The 25,810-nt window shown below is 53.7% G+C and carries 16 protein-coding genes; 13 read left to right on the forward strand and 3 right to left on the reverse strand.

Going from position 1 to position 25,810, the window contains the following annotated elements; translation table 11 throughout:
* Positions 1–10 precede the first annotated feature (10 nt).
* Positions 11–1,483 (reverse strand): sulfatase family protein, encoded by a 1,473-nt coding sequence (locus tag Poly59_RS09055; RefSeq protein ID WP_186776208.1) that lies wholly within the window; start codon positions 1,481–1,483, stop codon positions 11–13.
* Between the two features lie 152 nt (positions 1,484–1,635).
* Positions 1,636–2,808: a putative glycoside hydrolase gene (locus Poly59_RS09060; protein ID WP_146533755.1), complete on the reverse strand. Its 1,173-nt coding sequence runs from the start codon at positions 2,806–2,808 to the stop codon at positions 1,636–1,638.
* A gap of 342 nt (positions 2,809–3,150) precedes the next feature.
* Between Poly59_RS09060 and Poly59_RS09065 the strand changes: the two genes are divergently transcribed.
* The 11 genes from Poly59_RS09065 to Poly59_RS09120 all read left to right on the forward strand — a co-directional run bounded on the left by Poly59_RS09065 (position 3,151) and on the right by Poly59_RS09120 (position 23,085).
* The gene (locus Poly59_RS09065) at positions 3,151–4,410 is read left to right on the forward strand and encodes a DUF4832 domain-containing protein (protein WP_146533756.1); all 1,260 of its coding nucleotides are present in this window, start codon (positions 3,151–3,153) and stop codon (positions 4,408–4,410) included.
* Positions 4,411–5,128: 718 nt separating this feature from the next.
* A complete protein-coding gene (locus Poly59_RS09070) occupies positions 5,129–6,673 on the forward strand; it encodes a family 16 glycoside hydrolase (protein WP_246151505.1) in 1,545 nt (514 codons plus the stop codon).
* A 64-nt stretch (positions 6,674–6,737) separates the two neighbouring features.
* A complete protein-coding gene (locus Poly59_RS09075) occupies positions 6,738–8,276 on the forward strand; it encodes a sulfatase family protein (protein WP_146533757.1) in 1,539 nt (512 codons plus the stop codon).
* A gap of 110 nt (positions 8,277–8,386) precedes the next feature.
* A complete protein-coding gene (locus Poly59_RS09080; protein WP_146534428.1) occupies positions 8,387–10,057 on the forward strand; it encodes a sulfatase-like hydrolase/transferase in 1,671 nt (556 codons plus the stop codon).
* A 58-nt stretch (positions 10,058–10,115) separates the two neighbouring features.
* Complete coding sequence (locus Poly59_RS09085) at positions 10,116–11,525, forward strand: sulfatase (protein WP_146533758.1); 1,410 nt, start codon at positions 10,116–10,118, stop codon at positions 11,523–11,525.
* Positions 11,526–11,577: 52 nt separating this feature from the next.
* Positions 11,578–13,386 (forward strand): hypothetical protein, encoded by a 1,809-nt coding sequence (locus tag Poly59_RS30105; protein WP_246151506.1) that lies wholly within the window; start codon positions 11,578–11,580, stop codon positions 13,384–13,386.
* Between the two features lie 66 nt (positions 13,387–13,452).
* On the forward strand, positions 13,453–14,826 hold the full coding sequence (locus Poly59_RS09100) for a Gfo/Idh/MocA family oxidoreductase (protein WP_146533759.1): 1,374 nt from the start codon (positions 13,453–13,455) through the stop codon (positions 14,824–14,826).
* 101 nt (positions 14,827–14,927) lie between these two features.
* On the forward strand, positions 14,928–17,348 hold the full coding sequence (locus Poly59_RS09105; protein WP_146533760.1) for a sulfatase-like hydrolase/transferase: 2,421 nt from the start codon (positions 14,928–14,930) through the stop codon (positions 17,346–17,348).
* Positions 17,349–17,401: 53 nt separating this feature from the next.
* Positions 17,402–19,141: an arylsulfatase gene (locus Poly59_RS09110; RefSeq protein WP_146533761.1), complete on the forward strand. Its 1,740-nt coding sequence runs from the start codon at positions 17,402–17,404 to the stop codon at positions 19,139–19,141.
* Between the two features lie 41 nt (positions 19,142–19,182).
* Entirely contained in the window at positions 19,183–21,573 is a 2,391-nt protein-coding gene (locus tag Poly59_RS09115; RefSeq protein WP_146533762.1) for a beta-agarase, read from the forward strand.
* Between the two features lie 66 nt (positions 21,574–21,639).
* Positions 21,640–23,085, forward strand: coding sequence for a sulfatase-like hydrolase/transferase (locus Poly59_RS09120; RefSeq protein WP_222436067.1), 1,446 nt, complete (start codon positions 21,640–21,642; stop codon positions 23,083–23,085).
* A gap of 130 nt (positions 23,086–23,215) precedes the next feature.
* Here Poly59_RS09120 and Poly59_RS09125 read toward each other — a convergent pair whose 3' ends face one another.
* On the reverse strand, positions 23,216–23,470 hold the full coding sequence (locus Poly59_RS09125; protein WP_186776114.1) for a hypothetical protein: 255 nt from the start codon (positions 23,468–23,470) through the stop codon (positions 23,216–23,218).
* Positions 23,471–23,538: 68 nt separating this feature from the next.
* Here Poly59_RS09125 and Poly59_RS29305 point away from each other — a divergent pair, with 68 nt between their 5' ends.
* On the forward strand, positions 23,539–23,778 hold the full coding sequence (locus Poly59_RS29305) for a hypothetical protein (protein WP_186776115.1): 240 nt from the start codon (positions 23,539–23,541) through the stop codon (positions 23,776–23,778).
* 321 nt (positions 23,779–24,099) lie between these two features.
* Complete coding sequence (locus tag Poly59_RS09130; protein ID WP_146533764.1) at positions 24,100–25,803, forward strand: sulfatase family protein; 1,704 nt, start codon at positions 24,100–24,102, stop codon at positions 25,801–25,803.
* Positions 25,804–25,810: the final 7 nt, after the last annotated feature.

Genomic DNA, 25,810 nt, shown 5'->3' on the forward strand with positions numbered 1-25,810 from the left:
ATTTTCGGGTTCATCGAGATTTCCAAAGATTGATTTGCTCGACGTCATTGGCGGACGCTGGCCCGTCGGTGCTGCGACCTCTTTCGACATCCGCTGTCAGTTGCTGCAGCAACCGTTCAACGACTTCGGGTTCGGACGCGTAGAGATTGTTTGCTTCACCTAGATCGGATTCCATGTCATAGAGTTGTGCTTCGGCCCGGTCCTTGGCTTGCCGCTCGTTGGGACTGCTCCAGCCACCGGAACCTTTGGCGAGCAAGAGTTTCCACTTGCCTTGGCGGTAAGCAAAATGGCCGCTGATGGAATGGTGAACGAGCCCCGCACGTGTCGAAACGATCGGCTGGCCAGAGAGCGCCGGCTTGAAGCTAACACTGTCTTCGCCAGCTCCATCGGGAACTTGTTCACCGATGATGTCGGCGGCGGTTGCCATCAAGTCCGCCTGGCAAATCAATTGATCGCTGGTCGAACCTGGCTTGACCACGCTAGGCCAGCGAACAATGAACGGCACTCGATGCCCGCCGTCCCACAAGTCGGCTTTCGAGCCTCGCAAGTTGCCACTCGGGAAATGCCCCATCGCTTCCAATTCTTTGATGCCCGCTGCTTTACTACATCCATTGTCGCTGGTCACGATCACGAGCGTGTTGTCGGCGAATCCTGCTTTGTCGATGGCTTCGACAATCTCGCCAATGACAGCGTCGGTCTGCATGACGAAGTCACCGTACTTGCCAAGCGAACTCTTCCCTTGCCATTGCTTGGACGGCAAGATCGGTGTGTGAGGCGAAGCGAAGGGGATGTAAGCGAAGAACGGCTTCGACGCGTCTTGTTTGGCAATAAACTCTGCTGCTTTCTTACCAATCATGGGCAACACATCGATCGCCTCGAAGTCGGGTTCCGCTGGCCCTTTCCGCATGAAGGCTTTAGTCGCAGTCGCCTTGCCGACGAACCGATCGTTTTCGATGTAGATGTATGGCGGCATGTCCAACGACGCCGAAATGCCAAAGTAGTAATCGAATCCTCGTGTCACCGGACCATTCTTGACTGGCTGGTCCCAATCGACGTTGGCTGGATTGTTTCCTTCGATCGGCTTGCCATCAATCGTTGGCATGTCTAAACCCAAGTGCCATTTTCCGATCGCGGCGGTGTTGTATCCGTGTTTCTTGAGGAAGCCGGCGATCGTCATTCGACTCTCGTCAATCAATGGCTTGTCGAATCCGTACAACACGCTTTTCTGCAACTGAGTCCGCCAGTTGTAGCGACCGGTCAGGATGCCGTATCGCGTCGGTGTGCAGACCGACGAAGTCGTATGAGCGTCGGTGAAGGTCATGCCTTGCTCGGCCAAACGATCCATCTTCGGAGTCGCGATCTTCCCTCTATCGGGATTCAAACACTGGACGTCGCCGTACCCCATATCGTCAGCAAGTATGAAAACAATGTTGGGCAGGGCGTCTTCGGCACGGGCAGTTGCGAAACAGCCCAACAGCACCATGAAGGTGGACAGCCATGCGGATTGCAAAGAAAGGGTGTTCATATTCGGATCACTTTGAGAGAAAGGAATTCAAACTTTTCAAATATAGATACTAACTGATGCGGCGTCCTGACTCCTGCGACGGGTCAGTCCTGGATCGCGCACTGGTTCATTCAGTCTACGTGCCACTGGATGTGAGCATTTTGATTCGACAGATCGATCGACACCGACGCATGCTCGAAATCGCGAGTGGCGGTCATGCCGTTCCACTGCGCGGCCGACTTTGGCGGCCCGAGCGGACGTTCCAATTCGGAATAGGAGTCGAGCATTCCATCGGTGTTGGTGTAGCCCCACGAGTAACAGAAGTGCGTACCAGACTGGGCACCGATCAGAAAACAAGCCAGCGGAAACGTTATTCGCTGCCGGGCTAGTTCGAGCAATTCGGCGTGAGGACGTTTCATCATCTCGCGATCAAGCCAGTTGAATCCAGGCCATCCCTTGATGACGACAAACTTTCCTTTTTCCGCGGCTAGCTCAATTGAATCAAGATCGGCTTTGATGTCTTCGGCCGACGTTGACCTAAATGCATCGAAGTGCTCGACCATGACGCCGTCGATGCCTTCCCAGTCAAGGATTTCGCGATAGTCCGTCGCTCGCAAACCGTTGACCAAGACAATACTCTCGGGGCCAAGCTTGCGTTTTGTCATCGCAATCATCTCGCGGAGCCCTTCGACGACGGCGCGTGCTTTGACGTCACCGACCTGCTTTGCCATCGCGGGTGCAATCGCCTGGGGAAGGGCGTCGATGAATACACCGGCAAGCGGCGCGTTTCGATTCGCTTGCACGACGACGTCCGACCACCACTCGCGAAACTCGGCGTTGGATGGATCCGGCCGCGAAACACCTGAATTGTGTTTGACGGTTTCGCCCGCTGCGTTTCGCAATGTCCACTCAGGCCGATAAGAATCAAACGCCTCGTAGCCTGGCCAGTTGATCATCGCATTCAAATAGAACAACACCTTTGCATCGGGATTGCGCGCCACAATTCGCCGCGCCGTGTCGGCAATGCCTGCTTCGGTACTTCCATGGACGCGCGCACCGTGGCTTTTCTCGAGCACAATGAACCGACTGTGACTGGCAAGAAACTCGATCTCGCCATCGGTCACGTCCACCGTACGCTTTCCAAAGTGAATATTCAGCGGCACGCGGTCCCAACTAAAATCCGGAAACGCACTCGGTTTTGCTGACGCATCAAGGACAGGCTCAGTCGCATTCAAGTCGCCACTGCAAGTCAACAACAAAGAACTTAACAGCCCCATCATCAACGCAATCTTTCCGAAACTCATCAACGACGTCCCAACTGAAAGGTACCCGCACGCTTCGTCTGAGGCGATTTTTGACTGGACTAAATACAACTCAGAACAAACTGCCCGGACGCCCGCAAGAATGAAATGCGACACCCCGGCGACCTCAAAACGCGGCTTCAGATCATAAGATATTCGCCAAGAACGATCAGGCGAGCACGAAATGCGACACCAACGCAATGAAATGCGACATGTTCACTCGCTTGTTTATAGAGGATTCATGCCAGGAATATCTCTTTCGCCCCGATTCTCAACCGACCTTTACGTTTCGCTTAAATTCATTGGGCGACATTCCGACACGACATACGACCGAGATCCCGAGCCATGCCATTACCAAGACTTTTGCCACTCATCATCGCACTTTCAACGCTGGCTAGTTCTTCAATAGGGCAAGACCCTCGGCCGGTTCCGCTGAAGTCGCGAATCACGCAAGTCCAACCGATGACGGGAATTGTTTTGTGGTCCGACAATTCCAATGCTGCAAAGTCCCCCGAAGCAATCGCACTGGAGTATCGGTACTGCGGATACAACGAAGTTGTATCCGCCGATGGCCAATATGACTTTACGAAAGTCGACGAAATTCTTGACCAGATCGCCTCGCGAAATCATCAGGCTGTTTTGAGGTTCTACTTTTGCTACGTCGGCAAAGAGACCACGGTGCCCGACGTGATCCGAAAGCGACCTGACTACGACGAAACGGTCGGCACCAGTGAACGAAAGAAGACACACTTCTGCGACTGGAGCAACAAGGCCTTGCAAGACTTCATGCTCGACTTCTACACCCGGTTTGCCAAACGGTACGACAACGATCGGCGAATCGCGTTTCTGCAAACGGGCTTTGGCTTGTGGGCCGAATTCCACATCTACGACGGCCCGAACGAAATGGGAAAAACATTTCCAACGAAACAGTACCAGGCAAAATTCCTGCGACACATGGACAGCCAATTCAACAACCTTCCCTGGTCGATCAGCATCGATGCCGCAGACTCGGACTACACGCCGCTGGAAGACAACGCAGACCTGCTGTCGCTTCGGTTCGGGGTTTTCGACGATTCATTTCTGTGCAAACCGCACCCGAAAGAAAACGCGGTCAACTGGAAGACTTTGGATTCAAACCGCTGGAAGCGACAACCTAGCGGCGGTGAATTCAGTTATTACAACAACAAAGACCAAAAAAACGCACTTCGCCCCGATGGTCCCAACGGCGTTTCCTTTGAAGAAGCCGCCAAGCAGTTCCACATCAGCTACATGATTGGTAACGACCAGCCACGATTCCAACCCGCCGAGCGCATCAAGTCCGCTAGCATGGCGACCGGCTATCGCTTTCGTGTCTCTGCAGCACAAATCAAAGGCGACGATCTAACGTTGCATGTCACCAACGATGGCGTAGCACCGATTTACCGCGATGCGTTCTTTGCCGCCGGCGAGAAGAGATCGACGACTTCACTGCGTGGGCTACTGCCCGGCGAAACGATCGAGTGCAGCGTCGCAGGAGCAAGCGACAGGGATCTTCAACAGATTTCCATCCAAAGCGACGCAATCCTACCGACCCAAACCATTCAATTTGATTCGGACTTGCGATAGCTCCGGTATTCGCAGCTCCGGCTTCTCACACGCCCCCAAGTACTGACTCATCAGGACTGGCAAAGATGCCGATCGGCAGCATGCCTCTGGCGAGGAATGAACCGCTCGGGCTACACCACACATTCGCAATGAACGATCGCTCGCCGTCAACGCCTTGTTTTTGAAGCGACACGAGCCCACCCTGCTATGCATTTGCTCAGCTTCTTTTCTTGCTGTTCGCTCGTCTCATCGGATACGAAAGTTCGCGAGCCTCGTCGACGCGTCTTTAATGGCGTTGTTCTGACAGACACGGCTGATCGCCATCGATCCCTTCTATCCATTTCTCAGGACTAGGTGTCGTCCGCTAGCGACGTTTGGTTCCGGCCGTTTCTTGCCGGCATTCCCCTGACACCTTCAGGAAGACTGAATGACCAACGAAAACCATGGTTTATGTCGAGAATCAGATAATCTTAAAATTAGTTGTTCCAGTTTTACCGCCCCCGTGCGATTACTTTAGTTCACCATCTCTAGCCTATAGAGTTCGGCGCCGCAGAGGCTGTCGAAACATCCGGTTACTCAGGACGACGAGACTTGGCAATACCTTGGTTCTGCGTTCCGTAAATGGCCAGCGTCAACGTTACGGCGAACTCAAAGCGTGAAACGTGTTCATGCTCCGAAAAGCAGGAGTATGACGAATAACTGAAATGCAGTCTCGAAACGAAGCTGGAAAGCGATCTCTATGAAAAGTCAACTCCACACCGTCCGCACGATTGCTTTGGCACTTGTCGCGGCAATTGGCCTGTTCGCCGGCGGATCGGTCCGCGGTGATGCTGCAAAGGCGATGACTGAAAGCGTTGGCGAAGAAACATCATTCAACGCCGACTGGACGTTCCATAACGGCGAAGCAGACGTTGCCGAGGCAGTTGACTTTGACGACTCGGTGTGGCGGTCGCTGAACTTGTCGCACGATTGGGCGATCGAAGGTCCATTCGATGTGAAGTACAACGCTCACTGCGGTGGGCTGCCGTTTCATGGGACAGGTTGGTATCGCAAGACGTTCCAAGTGCCCGCATACGCAAAGGGGAAAGTCGCTGCAATCACTTTTGACGGCGCGATGTACAACGCCCACGTTTGGGTGAACGGCACGTTCGTGGGCAATCGTCCGTTCGGATATATAGAGTTCCAGTACGACATCAGCAAGCACTTACGATACGGCAAAGAAAACATCATTTCCGTCCGGCTAAAAACAGAAGACCTTTCCTCGCGTTGGTATCCCGGCGCGAGGCTCTATCGAAACGTTTGGCTCGAGTACAAAAACCCGCTGCACTTGGCTCACTGGGGAACCTTTGTTTCGACGCCGATTGTCCAAGAAGACCGTCCGACGGTCGCTGTCGAAACAGCGATCGTTCAGTACCCAAACGCGGACGTCTGGACGGATGCAAAACTTGCGGCAAAAGAGTTTCCTGGATTTGACTTCATCGGCGAGTACGTGAAAGACGGCCAAGCCGTTCAAGTCACTCCATCGGGCGACAAGTTTTATCTGTCGATCTACCAAGGCGGCTTACCGGGATCCGGTTGGGATCACAGCCCGATTGCCCACCAGTGGGAAAATCTTGATGGAATGGCGACCCGACTGCAGGGTTGGAACAAGATCGATCGCAGCGAAACAGTTGTTGGCAAAAAGCCATCCGAGGATGCAACCGTGCTGTTCGACGGATCCAACGTCGATGCTTGGAATAACGGAAAGATCGAAAACGGTGTCTTGAAAGCAGGCGCAGTGACCAAGCAAAAGTATCGCGACTTTACCTTGTACCTCGAGTTTCAAATTCCGCTGAAACCCCAACCGCCGATCAGCCATCCGCATCGAGGGAACAGCGGCGTGTTTGCAGTAGGCGCCTACGAGGTTCAGATTTCGGACACGTTCGGCCTCGATCACGATCCCCAGGCATGGGAAGGCATCGACATGCTTAAACCGGTCAACACTTGGTCTGGAAGCATCTATGGAATTCGCTCGGCGGATCAAAACATGTGTCTACCGCCGCTGACTTGGCAAAGCATGGAGATCGATTTCAGGGCAGCTCGTTTCAAAGACGGCGTCAAGACTGCCGATGCCGTTATTTCCGTGATCCATAACGGTGTCAAAGTTCATGACCACGTTAGCCTGCCCGAAGGCACCGGCGGCGGACCAAGTGGGCCGCGAGATGAAGTCGCCGAAGGGCCGATCTATCTACAAAACCATGGCAACCCCAACCGATTTCGCAATATCTGGATCGTTTCTCGATAGCCATTGAAATGGCAGATGACATTAACCAACCGCGCCGGCCCCGTAGCGATGACACTATAAAACCATGACCAAATTCACTTACGTTTTCGGCGTTTTCCTTTTTGCTTTGACGGTTCCCTGTTTCGCAGACGAACCTCAGGCAACCGACCGTCCCAACATCGTGCTGATCATGGCGGATGACTTGGGGCTGGGCGATGTGAACTACTATCAAAAAAAGTTCCAAGCCAAAAAATCGTTGGTGCCCACCCCGGCGATGGACGCACTGGCCAAAGATGGAATGTGGTTCACTGACGCCCATTCGGCGACCGCCCTTTGTTCGCCAACACGTTACTGCGTGATGAGCGGCAACATGAATTACCGCAGCTACGCTCCGTGGGGCGTTTGGGGTTCGTTCCGTGAAAGTCCGTTCAAACCAGGCGAAGCCACACTTGGCAGCGTGGCCAAGTCGGCGGGCTATGCGACCGGCTTTGTTGGAAAGTGGCACCTGGGCGGAGACTTCCTAGACTCAGCGACGGGAGAAATCTATCGCAAATCAGAACGCAACGACCCCAACACGACTGTCGATATGACCAAGATGGTTGGCGGCGGTCCGCCGTCGATCGGTTTCGACTACAGCCTAACGTTGCCATGCGGAATCCAAGGACCAAGCTACACCGTGTACGAAAACGGCAATTGGCTGCCGCTTAAAGATGACTCCAAGATCATCTTCCTCGACAAGAAAACCGCGATCGATCCAAAGTTCGTTTCCGACAAAGGCCCCGGGCCAGGCGATTCAAACTGGGATGCTCGTGAAATCGGCAAGTTGTTGTCGTCTAAAGCAGTTGATTTCGTCAATGATCACGCCAGCAAAGATCCGTTCTTTCTGTGCTATTGGAGTCCGCACGTTCATTTGCCGCACACACCGACCACCGAATTTGATGGTCTGAAGATCGCAGGAACCACTCCGTCGAATCATCTGGACACCGTACGAGACTTCGATCAACAAGTCGCTCGGATTGTCAAATCGCTCAAAGCAAACAATGTCTACGACAATACGTTAATCATCTTCACCTCGGACAACGGTGGGCTGGGTGTAGGAGCGTCGATCAAAGCCGGCCACGATTCGAGTGGCGAGTGGCGAGGCTACAAGAACGCGGCGCACGAAGGCGGACACCGTGTTCCGTTTGTCGCAGTTTGGCCGGGCAAGATCAAACCAGCCAGCGTCAGCGACGAACCCGTCATCAACCAAGATGTGCTGGCCACGATGGCTTCGCTGCTTGACGTAAAAGTACCTGCTGATCAAGCCAAAGATTCACTGAACCTGCTGCCTCTGTTGACTGGAAACGGCGAGTTCAAGCAACGCGAGTACATCATGATGCAGGCCGGCAGCAAGAACGAAGTCATGTTCCGGAAAGATGGCTGGAAACTGATCCTGCAAAGCGATCACAAGGTATCCAAGTTCGAACCGATTGCACTGTTCAACTTGAATGACAACCCAGCAGAAGATGAAAAGCAAAACTGGGTCAACGATCCCGAGCAAGCCGAACGGGTCAAAGCTATGCGAGACCAGTACATCCGCATTCGCACAAGCGGCGAACGAACGACTCCCGCAGTGCAGTCGTGAAACGGATGCAAACCATTGCTATGTGTCTGACAGTGTCCCGTCGCGTGCTGCAGTGGACTTGCACCACGCTCAATCAGTGCATGATCAATCCTCTCTACCAAACATCAACCATGATCAATCGACATCTTCTCTGTGCGATCTCACTTATCGTCATTGGTTGGGGGATCCATGCCGGGCCGGCGATTTCTCAAACTTCGAATCGCCCCAACTTCGTTTTTGTTCTTACCGACGATCAGTCCTACGGGATGATGGGATGCGATGGAAACGAAATCACTCAGACGCCGAACATCGACCAGCTTGCCAAAGACGGCATCTACTTTGACCGCGCTTATGTCACTAGCGCAATCTGCACTCCAAGCCGGATCTCGATTCTGCTGAGCCAGTTCGAGCGAAAGCACGGCGTCAACTTTAACTCCGGCACCAGTGTGGCCCCAGAAGCGTGGAAAAAGTCCTATCCGGTTGTGATGCGAAGCAACGGCTACTACACCGGCTACGTTGGCAAGAACCATGCACCGATCGGTGACGGTGGTTACACGAGTGGTTTGATGGATAAGTCATTCGACTATTTCTACGCCGGCCACGGTCACATCAAGTTCTATCCCAAAGATCACCACGACATCTTCATGTCGGCCAAAGACGACACCCAGATCGAAATCGTTGGCGAAAGCGCGACGGACTTTCTGTCCAATGAACATCGACTTGAGGGCGCGATCCGATTTCTCAATTCACGTCCAACCGACAAGCCGTTCTGCCTAAGCATCTGTCTAAACCTGCCGCATGATGCGGGCACCAGCACGATGCAAATGCGAAACAGCGACGATGAAATCTACAAGACGCTCTATCGCGACATCAGCATTCCGTTGCCCAAGAACTACGTCGCCAAAAAGGACATCACGACCCCCAAACTGCCGGCGGACGTGTTGAAAACCGAAGAACGCCAGACCGGCTACAACTGGGTCGACGAACCTAAGGATTTGACCGAACGGATGACGCGGCAAATGCAAGCTCTCACCGGCATCGACCGCATGATTGGTGACATTCGCAGCAAGCTTGCCGCAGAGGGGATCGACAAAAATACGATCATCATCTTCAGCAGCGATCACGGTCAGTTCCAAGGTCAACAGGGCCTTGGCGGCAAAGCACTTTGCTATGAACAAACCACTCATGTGCCGATGATCATTTTCAACCCGGCCGCTGCGGAAACGGCTCAAGGACACCGAAGAAGTCAATTGGTGCAAAGCATCGATATCGCACCGACGATGCTGGACTACGCGGGCATCAAAACGCCCGACGAGTTTCAGGGAAAGAGTCTGCGAAGCTTGATCGACGGCAACGGTGATGCGGTTCACCAATACATCTTTACCGAAAACTTGTGGTCAACGCACTTTGGCAATCCACGTATCGAAGCCGTGCAAGACAAACGCTGGAAATACATTCGTTACTACAAGAACCAAAATTTTCCTGCCTCAGTGAAGGTGCGCACGGCCAAAGAACTAAACATCCCCGTCAATGCGATGCTGTACGCCGTGCACGACGACGGCATCGCAGTCTATCGGCACTACGCAGAATCGTCGCTAGCGGGCGAGGCTGCGGTTTACGAAGAACTATACGACATCGAGAACGATCCAGCAGAACTAAATAACTTGATTGACCGGGACCATCACACCGACGTACTGCAGCGATTGAAGAAGGCTTGGAATCAAAAGCTAATCGAAGCAAGAGGAAAAGGCGTTCCCAAAGTGCTCCGATACACCGCTGACAACGGAGCCAAACCCGGTTGATTCGGTTTCGCCTTTTGACCTTCGCTTTTCCTGCCTTCCTCGAATCAATCAGACTGCCATGACTCGCTTCTTTCAACTTGCAATCAGCGTTACCCTGTTTTGCATTTCAAACTGTTGCCCCGCCGCCGAACGCCCAAACATTGTGCTGATCGTCGCCGACGATTTAGGTTTCAGTGACGTGGGATTCAACGGTTGTACAGAGATCCCGACTCCCAATCTTGATGCGTTGGCTCAGTCGGGCGTTGTGTTTGAGTCTGGCTATGCGTCACATCCGTACTGTAGCCCCAGTCGTGCCGGGCTTCTGACGGGACGTTACCAGCAACGGTTTGGACACGAATGCAACCCGGAACCCGACGCCTTCGAACAGGGTGATCAGGCTCCCGGATTGCCACTTTCGGAAACCACGTTGGCACGTGCACTTGGCGACGCGGGATACGCCACCGGTGCGATTGGAAAATGGCATTTGGGTGATGCGAAACCGTACTGGCCCAATCGTCGCGGATTCGACGAGTGGTTTGGTTTCAGCGCCGGCGGGTTGAACTATTGGGGCGACGTTGGCAAAAAGCCTGCAGCCTTAGGGGTTCATCGTGGCGACGAACAAGTCGATCCTAAAACGTTGACTTACCTGACCGATGACTTTTCGACCGAAGCCGTGCAGTTTGTCGATCGTCACCAGGATGAACCATTCTTCTTGTACCTCGCCTACAACGCGCCTCACGCACCCGATCAGGCGACCAAGAAACACCTGTCGAAAACCGAGCACATCGAATATGGCGGCCGCGCGGTCTACGGAGCGATGGTCGCGGGGATGGACGAAGGCATCGGGCGAGTGATGACCAAGTTGAAAGAAGTTGGCGTAGCAGACAACACACTGGTGATCTTCTACAGCGACAACGGTGGACGCAGAGAACACGCCGTCAACTTTCCGTATCGCGGTCACAAAGGCATGTTGTTCGAAGGCGGTATCCGGGTTCCGTTTCTGATGTCCTGGCCAAAGCAAATCCCAAAAGGATCAACTGTCCCCACGCCGATTACCGCCTTGGACATTTTCCCCACGGTCTTGTCCGCAGCAGGAACAACCATCGACGACGCAGCGAAGCTAGACGGCATGAACTTGATTCCGATGCTTCGCAATCGGCAGTCTCACCAAAATCCGCGAACGTTGTTTTGGCGATACGCGATTGGCGACACTGAATTTGGGTACGCAGTCCGTGACGGCGATCTAAAACTGGTTCAAAGCGGCTACAAAGGTCGATCGTTGCTTTTCGATCTTGCCAATGATTCATGGGAACACCATGACTTAGCATCACAGCAACCCGAAACGGTCGCTCGGTTGAGCAAACTGATTCAAAACTGGGACGCCAAGAATATTTCGCCGAAATGGCTGGACGCGCATGGACCCAATGTTCGCAGCGAGGAAGAGTCGCGACAAAAGGCGATCGACGCTGCTTCACGTGGTGAGCGATAGTCGCGGATGCCAAGACCTTTCAACTTAATTCCTCACCAATCAACGTGCGTCAATGAGTTTTCTGCGATTGATACAAGCCTTCACGTTTGCAGCCTTTCTTCTGACACCTCTGGCATTGGCCGAGCAGGGTCGACCGAATACTGAATTGGGCGAACTGATCTTTGAAGATCACTTTGAACGTTCAGAATCGCAAGAGGAGAAGGACGAACCTGGGAACGACTGGACCACTAGCAGCGACAAGACAGCTGCAGGTCACAAGGAAGTCGACTTGCGCGACGGGGCGATGCATATTTACACGCACAAGGTTGCTAATCATGCGACATCGGTACGACATCCGTTCGCATTCACCGACGGCAGCATCGGTCTGCGGTTCATGTTGCACAAAAAAGGCGACAGCCTAAAGCTGAACTTCGCCGATCTGGCCTGCAAAACGGTTCATGCCGGTCACCTGTTTGATGCAGACGTAAGCGTCAGTACGCTGACCATCGAAGATCGCAAGACAGGCGTCATGAACTTGAAGACACGTGCTTTGTCAAAAGCCGGCACCCTCACCGACGGCCAACGCAAGACATTGTCAGCGAAGAAAAAGCGGATGCCGATTCAACTTGAATTGAATCAGTGGCACGAGATCCTCGTTCATATCGATGGCGACCATGTCGTCGTGGACATCGATGGTCAACGCGTCGGCAGTCATCAATCCGACGGATTTGCCCACGCTAACAAATCGTTATTGCGATTGCTCGTCCCAAATACTGCGACCGTGGATGACGTTCGCATTTGGAAACGATCTCCAATTCACGCGAAAACGAACGAAAATTTTTCCGATGCCTCCAACTTAGACTTCAAGAAGTTGGTTTCGCCGGTTCCCACGTCGGCTAAGTTCATCGACGAGAACTACTACATCTGGGGCGCTAGCATGGTGCGTGACACCGATGGAAAGTGTCACTTGCTGTACAGTCGCTGGCTTCGCGAACTCGGGCACAACGCCTGGGTCACGCATTCCGAGATCGCTCATGCAGTGGCCGACAGTCCGCTGGGGCCTTTCCGATACGTTGACGTTGCCTTGCCAGCCCGCGGGCCAGAGTATTGGGATGGAATGTGCACTCACAATCCAACCGTCCATAAATTCGACGGCAAGTACTATCTTTATTACATGGGTAATTTCGGTGACGGTAATGCGACCGTGAAGCTGAACCCCATCCATCGCAACCATCAACGCATCGGTGTTGCCGTCGCCGATCATCCGGCTGGGCCGTGGAAGCGTTTTGACAAACCTTTGATTGACGTTACCCATCAGCCAGGTGCCCATGACGAGCTGATGACGAGCAACCCGTCGATTCTGCGGCGATCTGACGGCACGTACGTTCTGATTTACAAAGCGGTGGGAACCAAAGGACCACTACCGTTCGGTGGCCCAGTGATTCACTTGGCTGCCACGTCGCAATCGCCGACCGGACCATTCAACAAAAAAATGACGCCGTTGTTTACCGCACCGGGCGTCAAGTTCCCGGCCGAAGATCCCTACGTTTGGGCCGAGGGCAATCGCTGTTGGGCGATCGTGAACGACCACAAAGGAACATTCAACGGCACCGGCGAGGATTCACTTGCATTGTTCACATCGAAGGATGGTTTGACATGGGATGTCGCTCCGAATCCGTGGGTACTGCAGCGCAAGGTGACCTGGACCGACGGTACCGAGCAGTCGTTTCATCGACTCGAACGCCCGCAGCTTTGGCTCGAAAACGGACAGCCGGCGGTGCTGTACTGTGCAGCCGAAGAAACAAACGACGAAGCTCATTCGTTCAACGTTCACATTCCTCTGATCAAGAAGAATTCGGAAACGGATCATGTCACTCAATAGCTCACAACGCTATTCAACAAAAGCAAATCCCGCTTCTGTCATCCACTGTTACCTATTGAGTCTTCCATGAACCACTTCGTCCGTCGGCAATTTTTCAAGGCCTCCACCGCGTTCGGCGCAGCGACTTTTCTACCCGCACACATCGCACTTGGCGACCAGGCGAACAGCGAAACGCGAGCACCTAGCGAACGAGTCAACGTGGCGTTCGTGGGCAGCGGTGGCAAAGGCGATCGCAATCGGCAAGCATTTCTTGCAACCGGACTGTGCAATGTCGTTGCCCTCTGCGACGTTGACTTGCAAGGCAAACATGTCCAGCCCGCGCTAACAGCTCACCCCGATGCGCCGAAGTTTACTGATTTCCGCCGGATGCTGGACGAGGTGGGCGACCAGATCGACGCTGTCGTGGTTTCAACGCCCGACCACTCGCACTTTGCCGCAGGCATGTTGGCGATGTCGATGGGCAAGCATGTTTGGGTCGAGAAACCACTCGCGCATACGTTCGGTCAAGTCGAACGCATGATCGACCTTGCTGATCGCAGCGGTGTGGTGACTCAAATGGGAAACCAAGGTCATTCGGAAGCAAACTTCCATCAGTTCAAAGCATGGTCCGCAGGCGGCGTCTTCAAAGACGTCAGGAAGATCACCGCGTATATGAATAAGTATCGTCGTTGGCATGGCTGGGGCGAAAGTGTAACCGAGTACCCAACCGATCCGTTACCCACAGGCATGGACTGGAATACTTGGTGCAACCCCTCACCGATGAATCCGCACAGCAAGCGGTTGCATCCTGGCAATTGGCGAAGCTGGTTCGACTACGGTAGCGGTGCCTTTGGCGATTGGGGGCCGCACATTCTGGACACCTGCCATCGGTTCTTGGAACTCGGATTACCAGAACGGATTACGGCCATCAAACGCGAAGGTGCCAACACCTTGGTTTTCCCGCAAGCGTCCACGATTCAGTTTGCTTTTCCCAGTCGCGGCGAAATGCCAGCGTGTGATGTGACTTGGTATGACGGCCGAGAAAACTTGGCCGAGGTCGAACCAGAGTACAAGGCAACGGTAGATCGAGCGGCGAAGGAAAACCGTCCCGGAAAGATCATCTATGCGGGCGATCATGTTTTCCAAGGCGATTCGCACGGCGATGAACTGGAAGTCATTTCGACAGGCGCGGACGAAGTGATGGCAACGCTGCCAAAGTATTCGACCAAAAGTTCCAACCACTGGGCAAACTTTCTGCTCAGTTGCAAAGGCGTCGAAGAAACCCAGTCGCCTTTCCACATCAGCGGTCCGTTGACGCAAGTCTTCAACCTTGGCGTGATCGCCCAAAGACTGGGCGGCGAAATTGAATTCGACCGTGTAACCAAAACGATCAAAAATAATGATGCAGCACTTGCGCTGCTCGATCCTGCGCCTCGTCATGGTTGGGAAGAGTTTTACTAACTGTAAGTCCAACACAAACGTTTGTTCAACACTGATCCAAATCGCGGCAGAAAACGCTAACCCGGCGAATCGCCCACCTGTACCGCAAACAACAACATTCCATGAAATCCATCATCTGTTCAGCGATGATTGCCATCGCAGCCATCGCGTCGCAAGTCCATGCGGCCGACGGTCCGAATATCATTTTGGTGTTTGCGGACGACATCAGTGCTCGCGAATTACCACTGTATGGTTCGTCGACTTGGAGCCCGCCCAGCGGTGGCGATACCGCCGACGTTGCCTTTCGCGCCAAGACTCCGGCGCTGGACCAGATGGCCGAAGAAGGTTGCTGGGTCGAAACCGCTTGGGCGTCCGTCGTTTGCTCGCCCAGCCGAGCGATGATGATGACCGGCCGTTACGCTCACTTGCACAAGTGGTGGAACAACAAGGACAAGGGCCGTTACCTCGACGCGAAAGGAAAAGCCGTCACTTGGCCGCTCTACGAAAGTTCGCCTCGCTTGATCGGCCATGTCGCCCAACAAGCCGGCTACGCAACTTACTGGGCCGGCAAAACGCAAATGGCTGGCGACCTTGGCAAGTTTGGTTTTGACCAGGGTTGCTTTACACCCGGCAACCTTTCGGACACGGATAACCCGTACACCGATTTCAAGATGTATGAAAAGAAGATCGATGGCGGAAAGTTGCTCTTCAATTCCGACACGAACCAACCAATCGACAGCTATCTACAACACGGTTGGTATTGGAAACCGCATGTCAGGTTGATGAATCATCCGGGCAAAAACAAGGGACTGCAGTGGTGGCCGAACACGCCTGAATCCGAAGCAAGCTTCGGCCTGAACACCTACGGTCCTGACGTCGAACTTGAGTTCATCTTTGACTTCATGGACCGACAAGACGCGGCTAAAAGACCGTTCTTTGTCTACCACACCTCGCATTTAGGTCACGACGCTTTTGATTGGCTGAACCCTCAGTCCGAGTCCAAATGGCCGGGGACTCCCGTCGTCCAATGGGATGGCAACGGATACACACGTATCACCCCCAACGTCACTGGCGACCAAGGCGTTTACAACGATCATGACACCGTCACCGAACCCGGCATTCACAATCATGTGAATTACCTCGATTACCAAATCTGGAAATATCGAAACAAGCTGCAGCACATGGGGATCGCTGACAACACGGTGCTAATCTTCTGTGCCGACAATGGCACCAGCGGCTATGGAAAGAGCAGTTCGGATCGCCAAAAGGGCACGCACGTCCCGCTGATCATTGTGGCGCCGGGGATGACCAAACAGGGTCGCCAGGATGTGCTAGTAAACATGTCCGACATGCTGCCGACAATCGCGGAATTAACCGGCGCAACAATTCCAAATGACTATGAAATCAATGGCGAAAGTCTTGTTCCGTTCCTGTTCACCGACAAGCCGAAGCACCGAGATTGGATTTACGGATACAACGGCGCGGACCAGATCATTCGCGGCGACAAGGTTTTGAAGGATGGCAAGGGCAAGTGGTGGGACGTCTCGGCAGATCCCGACGACTTGATCAGTTTCCCGCAAATTCAGGACTGGAACCAAGTCAGCGATGCCCATCGCGCCGAGCGAGACGAACTGCTAGCGGTCTTGCCCCGGTTCGACCTGCACGAGACCAAACACGATGCGCCGGGCGTTGAACTGCCCACAATTCCGGCGAAGCAAAAAACAAATAACAACATCAAGGCCCCCCCAAAAAAGCCAAAGCAAAACCCAGCAAAAGTCGAAGCGACCGACGGTATTCACGGCCTTAAAAAGGCATTGGCTGCGCCGCCAAAACCAAACGTGCTTTCCGTATTCACGGAAGACCAGAAACGGTCACCGACGAGGATCGTCGGGCAAGGCGGAAACGGAAAGCTGCTGTTCAGTGACGACTTTGATGGCCGTAGCGAACTTGGCGAACGGTACCACACAAGCAAAGCAATCGCTGAATCGTTTACGATTGTTGACGGTGTATTGACGTGCAAGCAAACACAGGAAGACCACGGCGCCCACATGCACCCCATGGTCGCCTTCAAGGACGGCGACATCCAGTTTGACGTTCGATTCAAGGGCGGCACCCAGTTCAACGTGGTCATCGACGACAAGAATGACAAAACGGTTCACGCCGGTCACATCTGCCGCGTTTCGATTACACCAAAGAAAATGATTCTAGGTGACGACAAAACCGGGGCCATGAACCTGGAGGTTCGTGAATTACGCCAACGTACCGATCTCGTCGCGGACCAAGTCAAAGCGCTAGAGGAACTGTTGCAGAAGACGCGACAAGTCGGCAATGTCGAAATACAAAAGGGCAAGTGGTATCACGTCCGCGTAGTCATCATTGACGATGTCATGGAGACGTACTTGGATGGCGAACCTATCGCTCGCCTTCAATCCCCAGGAATCGGGCACGCAACAAAAACGAACGTCGGGCTAACGATCAATGGTTCGACGATTGAATTCGACAACTTACAAGTTCGTTCGCCCAAGATGTCGCCGCTTCGCTAGTCTCAGCGAATGGGTTTGCTCACCAGTTCAAGCGTCAAATAGAAACGCAATCGATGAAATTCATTTACTCACTCGTGTTCGTCTTGCATTTCACCTGCACTGCAATTGCTGGCGACCGGCCCAACGTGATTCTGATCGTGACGGATGACCAGGGATACGGCGACATGTCTTGTCACGGAAACCCTTGGCTAGAAACGCCGAATCTGGACCGACTTGCCGCTGAAGGCGTGCGACTGGACGACTACCACGTTGACCCCGTTTGCACGCCCACTCGCGCGGCGCTGATGACGGGCCGATACTCGTCCCGCGTCGGTGCATGGACAGTGACCGAGGGACGACAATTGCTGAACCCCGACGAAGTCACAATCGCAGACATGTTTGCCGATTCGGGGTATCGCACGGGAATGTTCGGAAAGTGGCACCTCGGTGACACGTGGCCGTACGCTCCGCGATACCGTGGCTTTCAAACGGTTGTCCGCCATCTTGCCGGCGGTATCGACGAGATTGGCAACCCGATCGGTAACGACTACTTCGATGACATGTATTACCGAAACGGAAAGCCTGAAAAGATTGACGGCTACTGCACGGACGTGTTCTTTGCCGAGTGCCAACGGATGATCGCACAGCCATCCGACCGACCTTTTTTCGTTTACTTACCGCTCAACGCGATGCACAGTCCGCATACGGTCGCCGCGAAGTACTCGGCGCCGTTCAAAGCGGATGGGCATGCCGATGCCCGATCCGACTTCTTTGGCCAAATCATTAACTTTGATGAAAATCTTGGACGACTGCTCGATTTCCTAAGGTCACAGCAGATCGAAGACAACACCATCGTCATTTTCATGGGTGACAACGGCACGGCCGAAGGAGGCAATGGCGGGTTACCAGACAATGGGTATAGCGCCGGCGTGCGAGGCAAAAAGGGATCCGTCTATGAAGGTGGTCACCGCGTTGCCTGTTTTGTTCGCTGGCCAGCGAGACTGAACGCGGGACAGAGAACCGACGCTCTGACGTCCTGTCGTGATTGGCTACCCACGCTCGTCGATTGGTGCCAACTCGAAGGGCACGACAACGCCGATTTTGATGGGCGATCCATGGCATCATTGCTTGACGGATGCGGCGAAGAATGGCCGGACCGAACATTATTCGTCGAACGACAGGGGGACCAACCCAAACTGGTGCCTTCGACAAAAAGACGTGGCAAGTATCCACATTACGCGGTGCTTACCGAGCGATGGCGAATGGTCAACGGTGAACTTTACGACATCATCACTGATCCCGGACAAAGAACCAACGTCGCTGCCAAGCATGAAGATGTCCTCGCTGACTTGCGATCTCGGTACGAAAATTACTTTGCCGATGTGTTTGCAACGGGCGCTGCTTACACCCGGTTTCAGCTTGGCGTAGCCGAAGAAAACCCAACGCGTCTGACGGTACGAGATTGGCATCCAACCGACGGCAATGTGATTTGGAAGCAAGAACAACTCGGTGACAACGGGCTCGTCATCAATGGTTTCTGGGCCGTCCATGCGGTTCGTGCCGGTCGCTATCGAATTTCATTGTCGCGTTTTCCCAGTGACGCTCCGGCCGCCATGGGCGCGTCCGAAGCGCGACTCGAAATCGGCGAGATCGATGAGACACAAACGATCGATCCGAGCGATTCATCAGCGACCTTTGACATTGAACTGCCCGCCGGCGATGCGGTGATGCAGAGCTGGCTAACAGACGCTCAAACTAATTTGCGGCGAGGTGCATACTTCGCCGACATTCAATTCATCGATCAGAAGAAATAACTCACTTTAACATCGCAGCGAAGCATTCAGAGTACGCCCAAATGCCAAACTCTCGACGATCCCCACGTGCCCTTGGCTTGCTTGCTTGGATTGCCATGCTGGCCTCGGCCACTTGTTCAATGGCCCAGCAAACAGCGACGCCACCGACCATTAGCAAGGAAGGCAAAAAGCAGAAAGCCATCCACGACTATCTGTTCGACACGTTTATCAAGAATCGCAAGACGGTCTACCAAGGCAGCGCCGACAACCGCAGTCTTAAAGAACTGACGGTCCTTGAACAAATTCATCAAATTCGCGATGGCGAAGAAATTGAACTGCCCGCGGGAACCGAACGCATTGCGATTTTGTTCCGTCACTTCGGATTCCACGGCGAAAACTTGGATCGCATCAAAGAAGTCCACGTCTTTCCGTTTTCGCCAGACAAGGCCCCCCCACGCAGTGTGCAGGTGAAAGATTTCTACCGCGTCCAGATGCCTTCGATTTCAAATAACGATCAGCCGCCCCAACGGATGAAAATTCGCTTCTTGATGAAACAAAAGGATGCGGCATGCAGAATCGACGATCTCGTCTTTTATGCTCAGAACGCTATTTCACCGGAATTTGACACGATTCCCTACCGTGACCTTGGTTCCGAGTTTCCTCGCGAGCGCGTCGAGGTTCACGTTGACACGGATCACGAATTGTCGATTGGCGGCACATCCGATTTGCAACGCCATCGCTGGTTTCGGATGCACGAAACGTCTGGCGTGGTTGACCAGTCTTTTGAAACTTGGGCTTCAGAACACAATTTCCTTCCTGGTCGCGGAGCATTCAAGTTCAATCCGGCCTTGACGCACGGATGGAAAAAGGACGCCGAGACACTGCAGGAACGCAAGGACAAACCAGGTGCCGCCGACCTAACCTTCTTTGATCGCTATGACGCGGGAGAGCGACAGCGACGAACGATTCCCCTGTGGAAGGACACCCCCTTCGCGCTGTGTTTCAATGATTGGCCCGAGTTCATGTCGGTACCCTTGCAGGGTCGCGGTACGCCGCTGGTTGAACACTTCGACGATGCTGCCGAACTTGCGGCCGCATACGTTGCAGACCAAATCAAGGACGGCGGATCCACTGCGGCGTGGTGGGAAGTGAAGAACGAGAGCAGCGTGGCGTCGGAATGGTCTCACCATGACCGCAAGGATGCCGACGGCTGGGGACTACTAAGCGATTTCCACAATCGCGTTGCCGCTAAAGTTCACGCTAGCTCGCCAGCCGTGAAAGTCGGTGGACCATCATCGGCTTACATGCAGTTGCAAGCAGGCAACTTCAAGCTTTACCAGAACCAGGCTCGCTTCATTCAAGAAACTCGTGGCCATCTCGATTTCTTTTCGCACCACTTCTATGAAAATGCCCTGACTTTGGGGGCACACGAGCGACGTGGCTTGGGCTACTCGAACTATCTGCTCGGTCGATACGAAGCGATCCTGGATATGCTGAGGGCCGAGATGCATCGCGTCGACAACGTGCTACCAATTCTGATTACCGAAACCGGTTCGTTACAAAACGGCCGCGAACCGTCGGACAACTGGTTGCGACTCTATGCCTGGAATGCGTACCTGACCAAGTCGATGCAGCGACCCGACCAGATCGACATGTTTGTACCGTTCATTTTTCTGCACATGTCTTGGAACCCCAACAGTGGCGATGCAGCCTTTGCACCGAAACCAGGGCTCAAGCGACACGTTACCATCGACGACTTCGAACCGACGATTGTGGCTCGTTACTTTGATCTTTGGCGTGACTTCGATGGTCGTCGATTGCCAGTCGCTTTTGATCGAGACTATCTGGATGTCGTTGCCATCCATGATGACAAACAAGTCTCGCTGGCTGTGACCAATATGGGTGGCCGCCAAATCGCCGTCGACCTGTCCGGTGTGGCGTCAAAGATTGGGGCGACCGCAGCACGGCAAACTCGATTGAACTATCACCAAGGCGATGTCGTCTTCGAGCCCGAGCAAGCTGTCGACGCCAACGCGATCCCCGTCGATGTGAACGAAACAACGGTGATCCGTCTCACGCTTAGCCGTCCACTTAATCCGTCCGGTACACTGCAAATGGATCGTATCTATGCGGCCGAAACGGCGGTTGCGACAGCCGACAAACCAACGGTTTTTCAAGTTGAGCTCGAAGATCCCAAAACGGTTCAGTCCGCCAAACTGATCATTGGCATCCATCGCAACGGAGGCATCAACAAGCCAGTCAAGGTGAGCGTCAACGACACCCCGATCACGTTGGACATGGGTGATGCCAACGAGTTCAGCGAATTCTTCGGATCACTCGACACCGCGTTGCCGATGTCAATACTGCGTGAGCAAAACCAAGTCACGATCACTTCGCAAGAAGGAGCGACGATCACCTCCGTTCAAGTCGTCGTGCATCGCACCGCCAATTAGTATCGCGCGGTAAAAAATCGGTTTGCTGCCTGCACTGCGAAGCCTTCAACACCCCAGGACATCCACATGAGATTCATGATTCCACTGCTCGTCGCTTTATCGATTGCCTTCGGCCATTGTCGCGCCGACGATCGTCCAAATATCGTTCTGATCATGGCTGATGACATGGGATACGCCGACGCCGGGTTCACCGGCGCCACGGACATCCAGACGCCCAATCTGGACGCGTTAGCTGCGTCAGGCGTGACTTTCACCAATGGTTACGTGACTCACCCGTACTGTGGACCGAGTCGAGCAGGATTGTTATCCGGGCGCTATCAACACCGATTTGGCTTCGAAACCAACCCTGCTTACGATCCATCCAACCCTTACATGGGCATCGATCCGAACGAGACCTTATTCCCCAAGCGACTTCAGCAGGCCGGGTATCGAACTGGCGTGATTGGCAAATGGCATCTCGGTGCGGCTGCTCCCTTTCACCCCAACAATCGCGGCTTTGACTACTTTTATGGTTTCCTCGGCGGTGGCCATGATTACTTCAAAATCGATCTTCGCGAGCCAGTCAAGGAAGGTTACACGCAGGCGCTCGAACGCAATGGAAAGCCGGCTATTTTCGACGGATACTTGACCACAGCACTCAGCAACGATGCCGTCAACTTTATCCAGTCCAGCAACGAAGAGCCGTTCTTTCTATATCTGGCCTTCAACGCGCCCCATTCTCCGCTGCAAGCACCTGCGGATGCAATCGCCAAGTACTCCCACATCAAAGACGAGAAGCGTCGCCGCTATGCCGCGATGGTCGACACGATGGACGCGGGAATCGGAATGGTCATCAATGCACTCGATACACAAGGGATTCGCGACAACACACTGGTCTTCTTTCTAAGCGACAACGGAGGCCCCCAGTCGAGCAAGCAACAGCCAACCAAAGGCAACGGTTCATCCAACTCGCCGTTTCGTGGTGGAAAGGGCAATCTCTATGATGGCGGGATCCACGTTCCCTTCATCGCATCATGGCCAGCACAAATCGAACAAGGCGGCGTCTATGATCGTCCCGTAATCTCACTCGATATCGCCGCAACCGCCGTCGCCCTTGCCAGCTCAAAAAGCAGTCCCGCCAAAGGCATGGAGGGCGTCAACTTGATCCCACTGCTGCAGCAATCGAACGAAAACTCACCGCACGATTTTCTGTATTGGCGAGAAGGAGGAACGCGTTGGTCAATCTTGAATTCCGACCGAACCAAGCATGTCCTGGACAGCGCAGCCGGTAAACCTGAACTGTTTCATTTACCGTCCGACGTCTCGGAACAGGTTAACCGCGTCAACGACGAGCAATCTTTGGCAAAGGAACTTCATGCTAAATGGCTGGCATGGAACCAATCCAACGTGGCCAGCCGATTGGACAGCTATAAGAAATACCACCAGAAACGCGACCAGTTCTTTCTGGATTCAATCCCGAAAGACGCGACCGACGAAGGTTACTCGCCAACGCCAATTCCAACGTTCAAGTAAGACGCGGATGGCCTGGGCCTGTTAAGCGTTTCCTGTCGCGTCCCGAGAAATCAGCAACGGCGAAATCGTCGCCGGTCATGCACAGCACCTGGCTGAATGGATTTCAGGGACAGGGTCTCTCTGGAACAAACTACTGAATCGACACGTTTCGCACCGACATCTCGCCAAAGGCAAACGTGATCGTGACGTTTGTCTTTTCACGCAGCATCGCGGCGTGTTTGATTTCAGTTTCAAATTCACCGATGTTCAACTTCATCGTGTTGTCCTGAATGACCGCCTTCAGCTTGCCCCACTGCTTGTTGACCGCAGGCAGGTCAGGAAGACCATCCGGAACAATCGTGTCGCCCTTGTTCTCCTTTGATGACTTCGTCGCCCATGCGATCAAACGGTTGGGAACCTTGGACTTGCCTGCCGATGCTTTGTCGTGTTGATCGGCAAGCGTAACGCGAAAAAGTGACCATCGCCGTTGAGCGTGAAGACGCCCCGCTGGCAATCGATTGTTTTGATTTCCATCTCGACCGTGCCTTCGGTGAAATAATTAGGCCAAGTCAAAATGGGATCGTGGTTATTGAATTGCTTGAACAACTCAGCGTCGGCCACACAACTGGCTTCGTGATTGGCAAATTTCCACTTGCCGCGGGCGACCTTACTAACGGCATGCTGGGACAACGTGAAGTCATAAAAAAAAAATGATTCGTCCCGGTTCATCCGCGAGCGATCACTCAGCAACTCCAGGCTGCATCAATTGCAATCAGGCGAGCAAGTACAACACGATGAACTTGCGACGGCCCCGACCACTCATCATGGCGTCGACCACATCCTCTGACAACACTGTGTGATGAGATTGCTTGACAGTTCGTACGATTTGAATTGGCATAGAACTGCGATCGAAGTGAGTGGTTTCGTTTCCGGCTCATAAGCAAATGCATTTCGGCCGCTTGATTCGTCTTAGTGGCTGGTCAATTACCCAACTCATCAAAGAATCGCTGGCTGCGAGTACTTGCCGAGTATACGATGGCTCCTGATGTCGTGACGAGCGCGACACGATGGCTTCGTATTAAAATCGACAGCGAAACAGCGACTCATATGAATCGACAACCTCTCCAATTCGCAATCATTTTCGCATCGACGATTCTTACATTGTCCGCGACCAGTTTTGCCGCCGAAGAGCGTCCGAGTAAATCACCGAATATCATTGTGATTCTGGCTGATGACATGGGTCCAGGCGAACCGAGTTATGCCGGTGGGCTGATTCCCACACCAGCCCTGGACCGCTTAGCAAACGAAGGAATGCGTTTCACAGACGCGCACACCAGTTCATCCGTTTGCACACCGACGCGTTATGGCATCCTGACCGGCCGATACAACTGGCGCAGCCGGCTGAAGAGTGGTGTTCTGACGGCGGTCAATTCACCTGCACTGATGGACCCAAATCGCAAGAGCTTGCCAAAGTTTTTAAAGGAAGCTGGCTACCATACCGCCTGCGTCGGCAAGTGGCACCTCGGTGTGGATTGGATCGGCAACGACAACACCGATCCGAACGACGCGTTAAAAAAGAAGGACTTTGGATCTTGGAGTGTCGAATATGGCCAGCCATTCAAAAACGGCCCAGTCGACATTGGGTTTGACGAAGCATTCTTTATCCTCTCGTCGCTGGACATGCCTCCCTACACCTACCTGCGAAACAATCGCGTGGTCACCGCGCCGACGGTCAGCCGAGGATTCCCGCACAACGAATACAACGACTACCAACGCGTTGGCGCCGCAGCGAAGAACTTTGATCCCAGCGAGTGCCTTGCGAACTGGGCGGCAGAATCGCGGTCCTACATCAAGAAACGTGCGCAGGACAAAACGCAGAAGCCCTTCTTCCTTTACCTTCCGCTCACATCACCGCACACTCCTATCGCACCGGGCAAGCGGTTCAAAGGACGATACAAACAATTCAGTTGGTATGCCGATTTCATTGCCGAAACCGATTGGGTGGTCGCCGAAGTGCTCGCACAACTGAAGGAGTCAGAGATCGAAGACAACACGTTGGTGATTTTCACATCGGATAATGGCTTCGCTCCCTACGTAAAAATCCCCAAAATGCTCGCCGCCGGTTACCGACCTTCGGGTACCTTCCGGGGCGCAAAAGCATCGGCCTACGAAGGCGGACATCGTGTTCCGTTTCTAGTGCGTTGGCCAGGCAAGGTAGCTGCGGACAGTCAGTGCGACACGACCATTTGCACCACCGACTTCTTTGCGACCTTTGCCGAAATCCTCGGTAAACAGGACGCCGTTCCGGATAATGCCGCCGAAGATTCGTTTTCGTTTAGTCGATGTTTCGAAGACAACCAATACCCGGCGCGTCCGTTCACGATTCATCATTCGATGAACGGAAAGTTTGCCATCCGCAAGGGAGACTGGAAATTGATCCTATCGATCGACGGCGGAGGTGGCTGGGGAGACCTGCCCTGGGAAACCGAGATCACGACAACGTCGCAAGAAGTGCAACTGTTCAACTTAAAGAACGATCCCGGCGAAAGGAGGAACCTCGAAGTCACCAACCCCGCAAAAGTGGACGAATTAGTCAACGACCTTGCGACGGCTCTTCACAATGGGCGCACGACACCCGGAACGAAGCAAACAAACGACGGCTGGCCCTATTGCCACCAACCAACTCTGAAAACCTATCCTCAGCTCAAAGAAGCGGACGTTGTCGAACCTCGGCAGTGAAACCAAT

This window comes from Rubripirellula reticaptiva (assembly GCF_007860175.1).
Classification (GTDB): domain Bacteria; phylum Planctomycetota; class Planctomycetia; order Pirellulales; family Pirellulaceae; genus Rubripirellula; species Rubripirellula reticaptiva.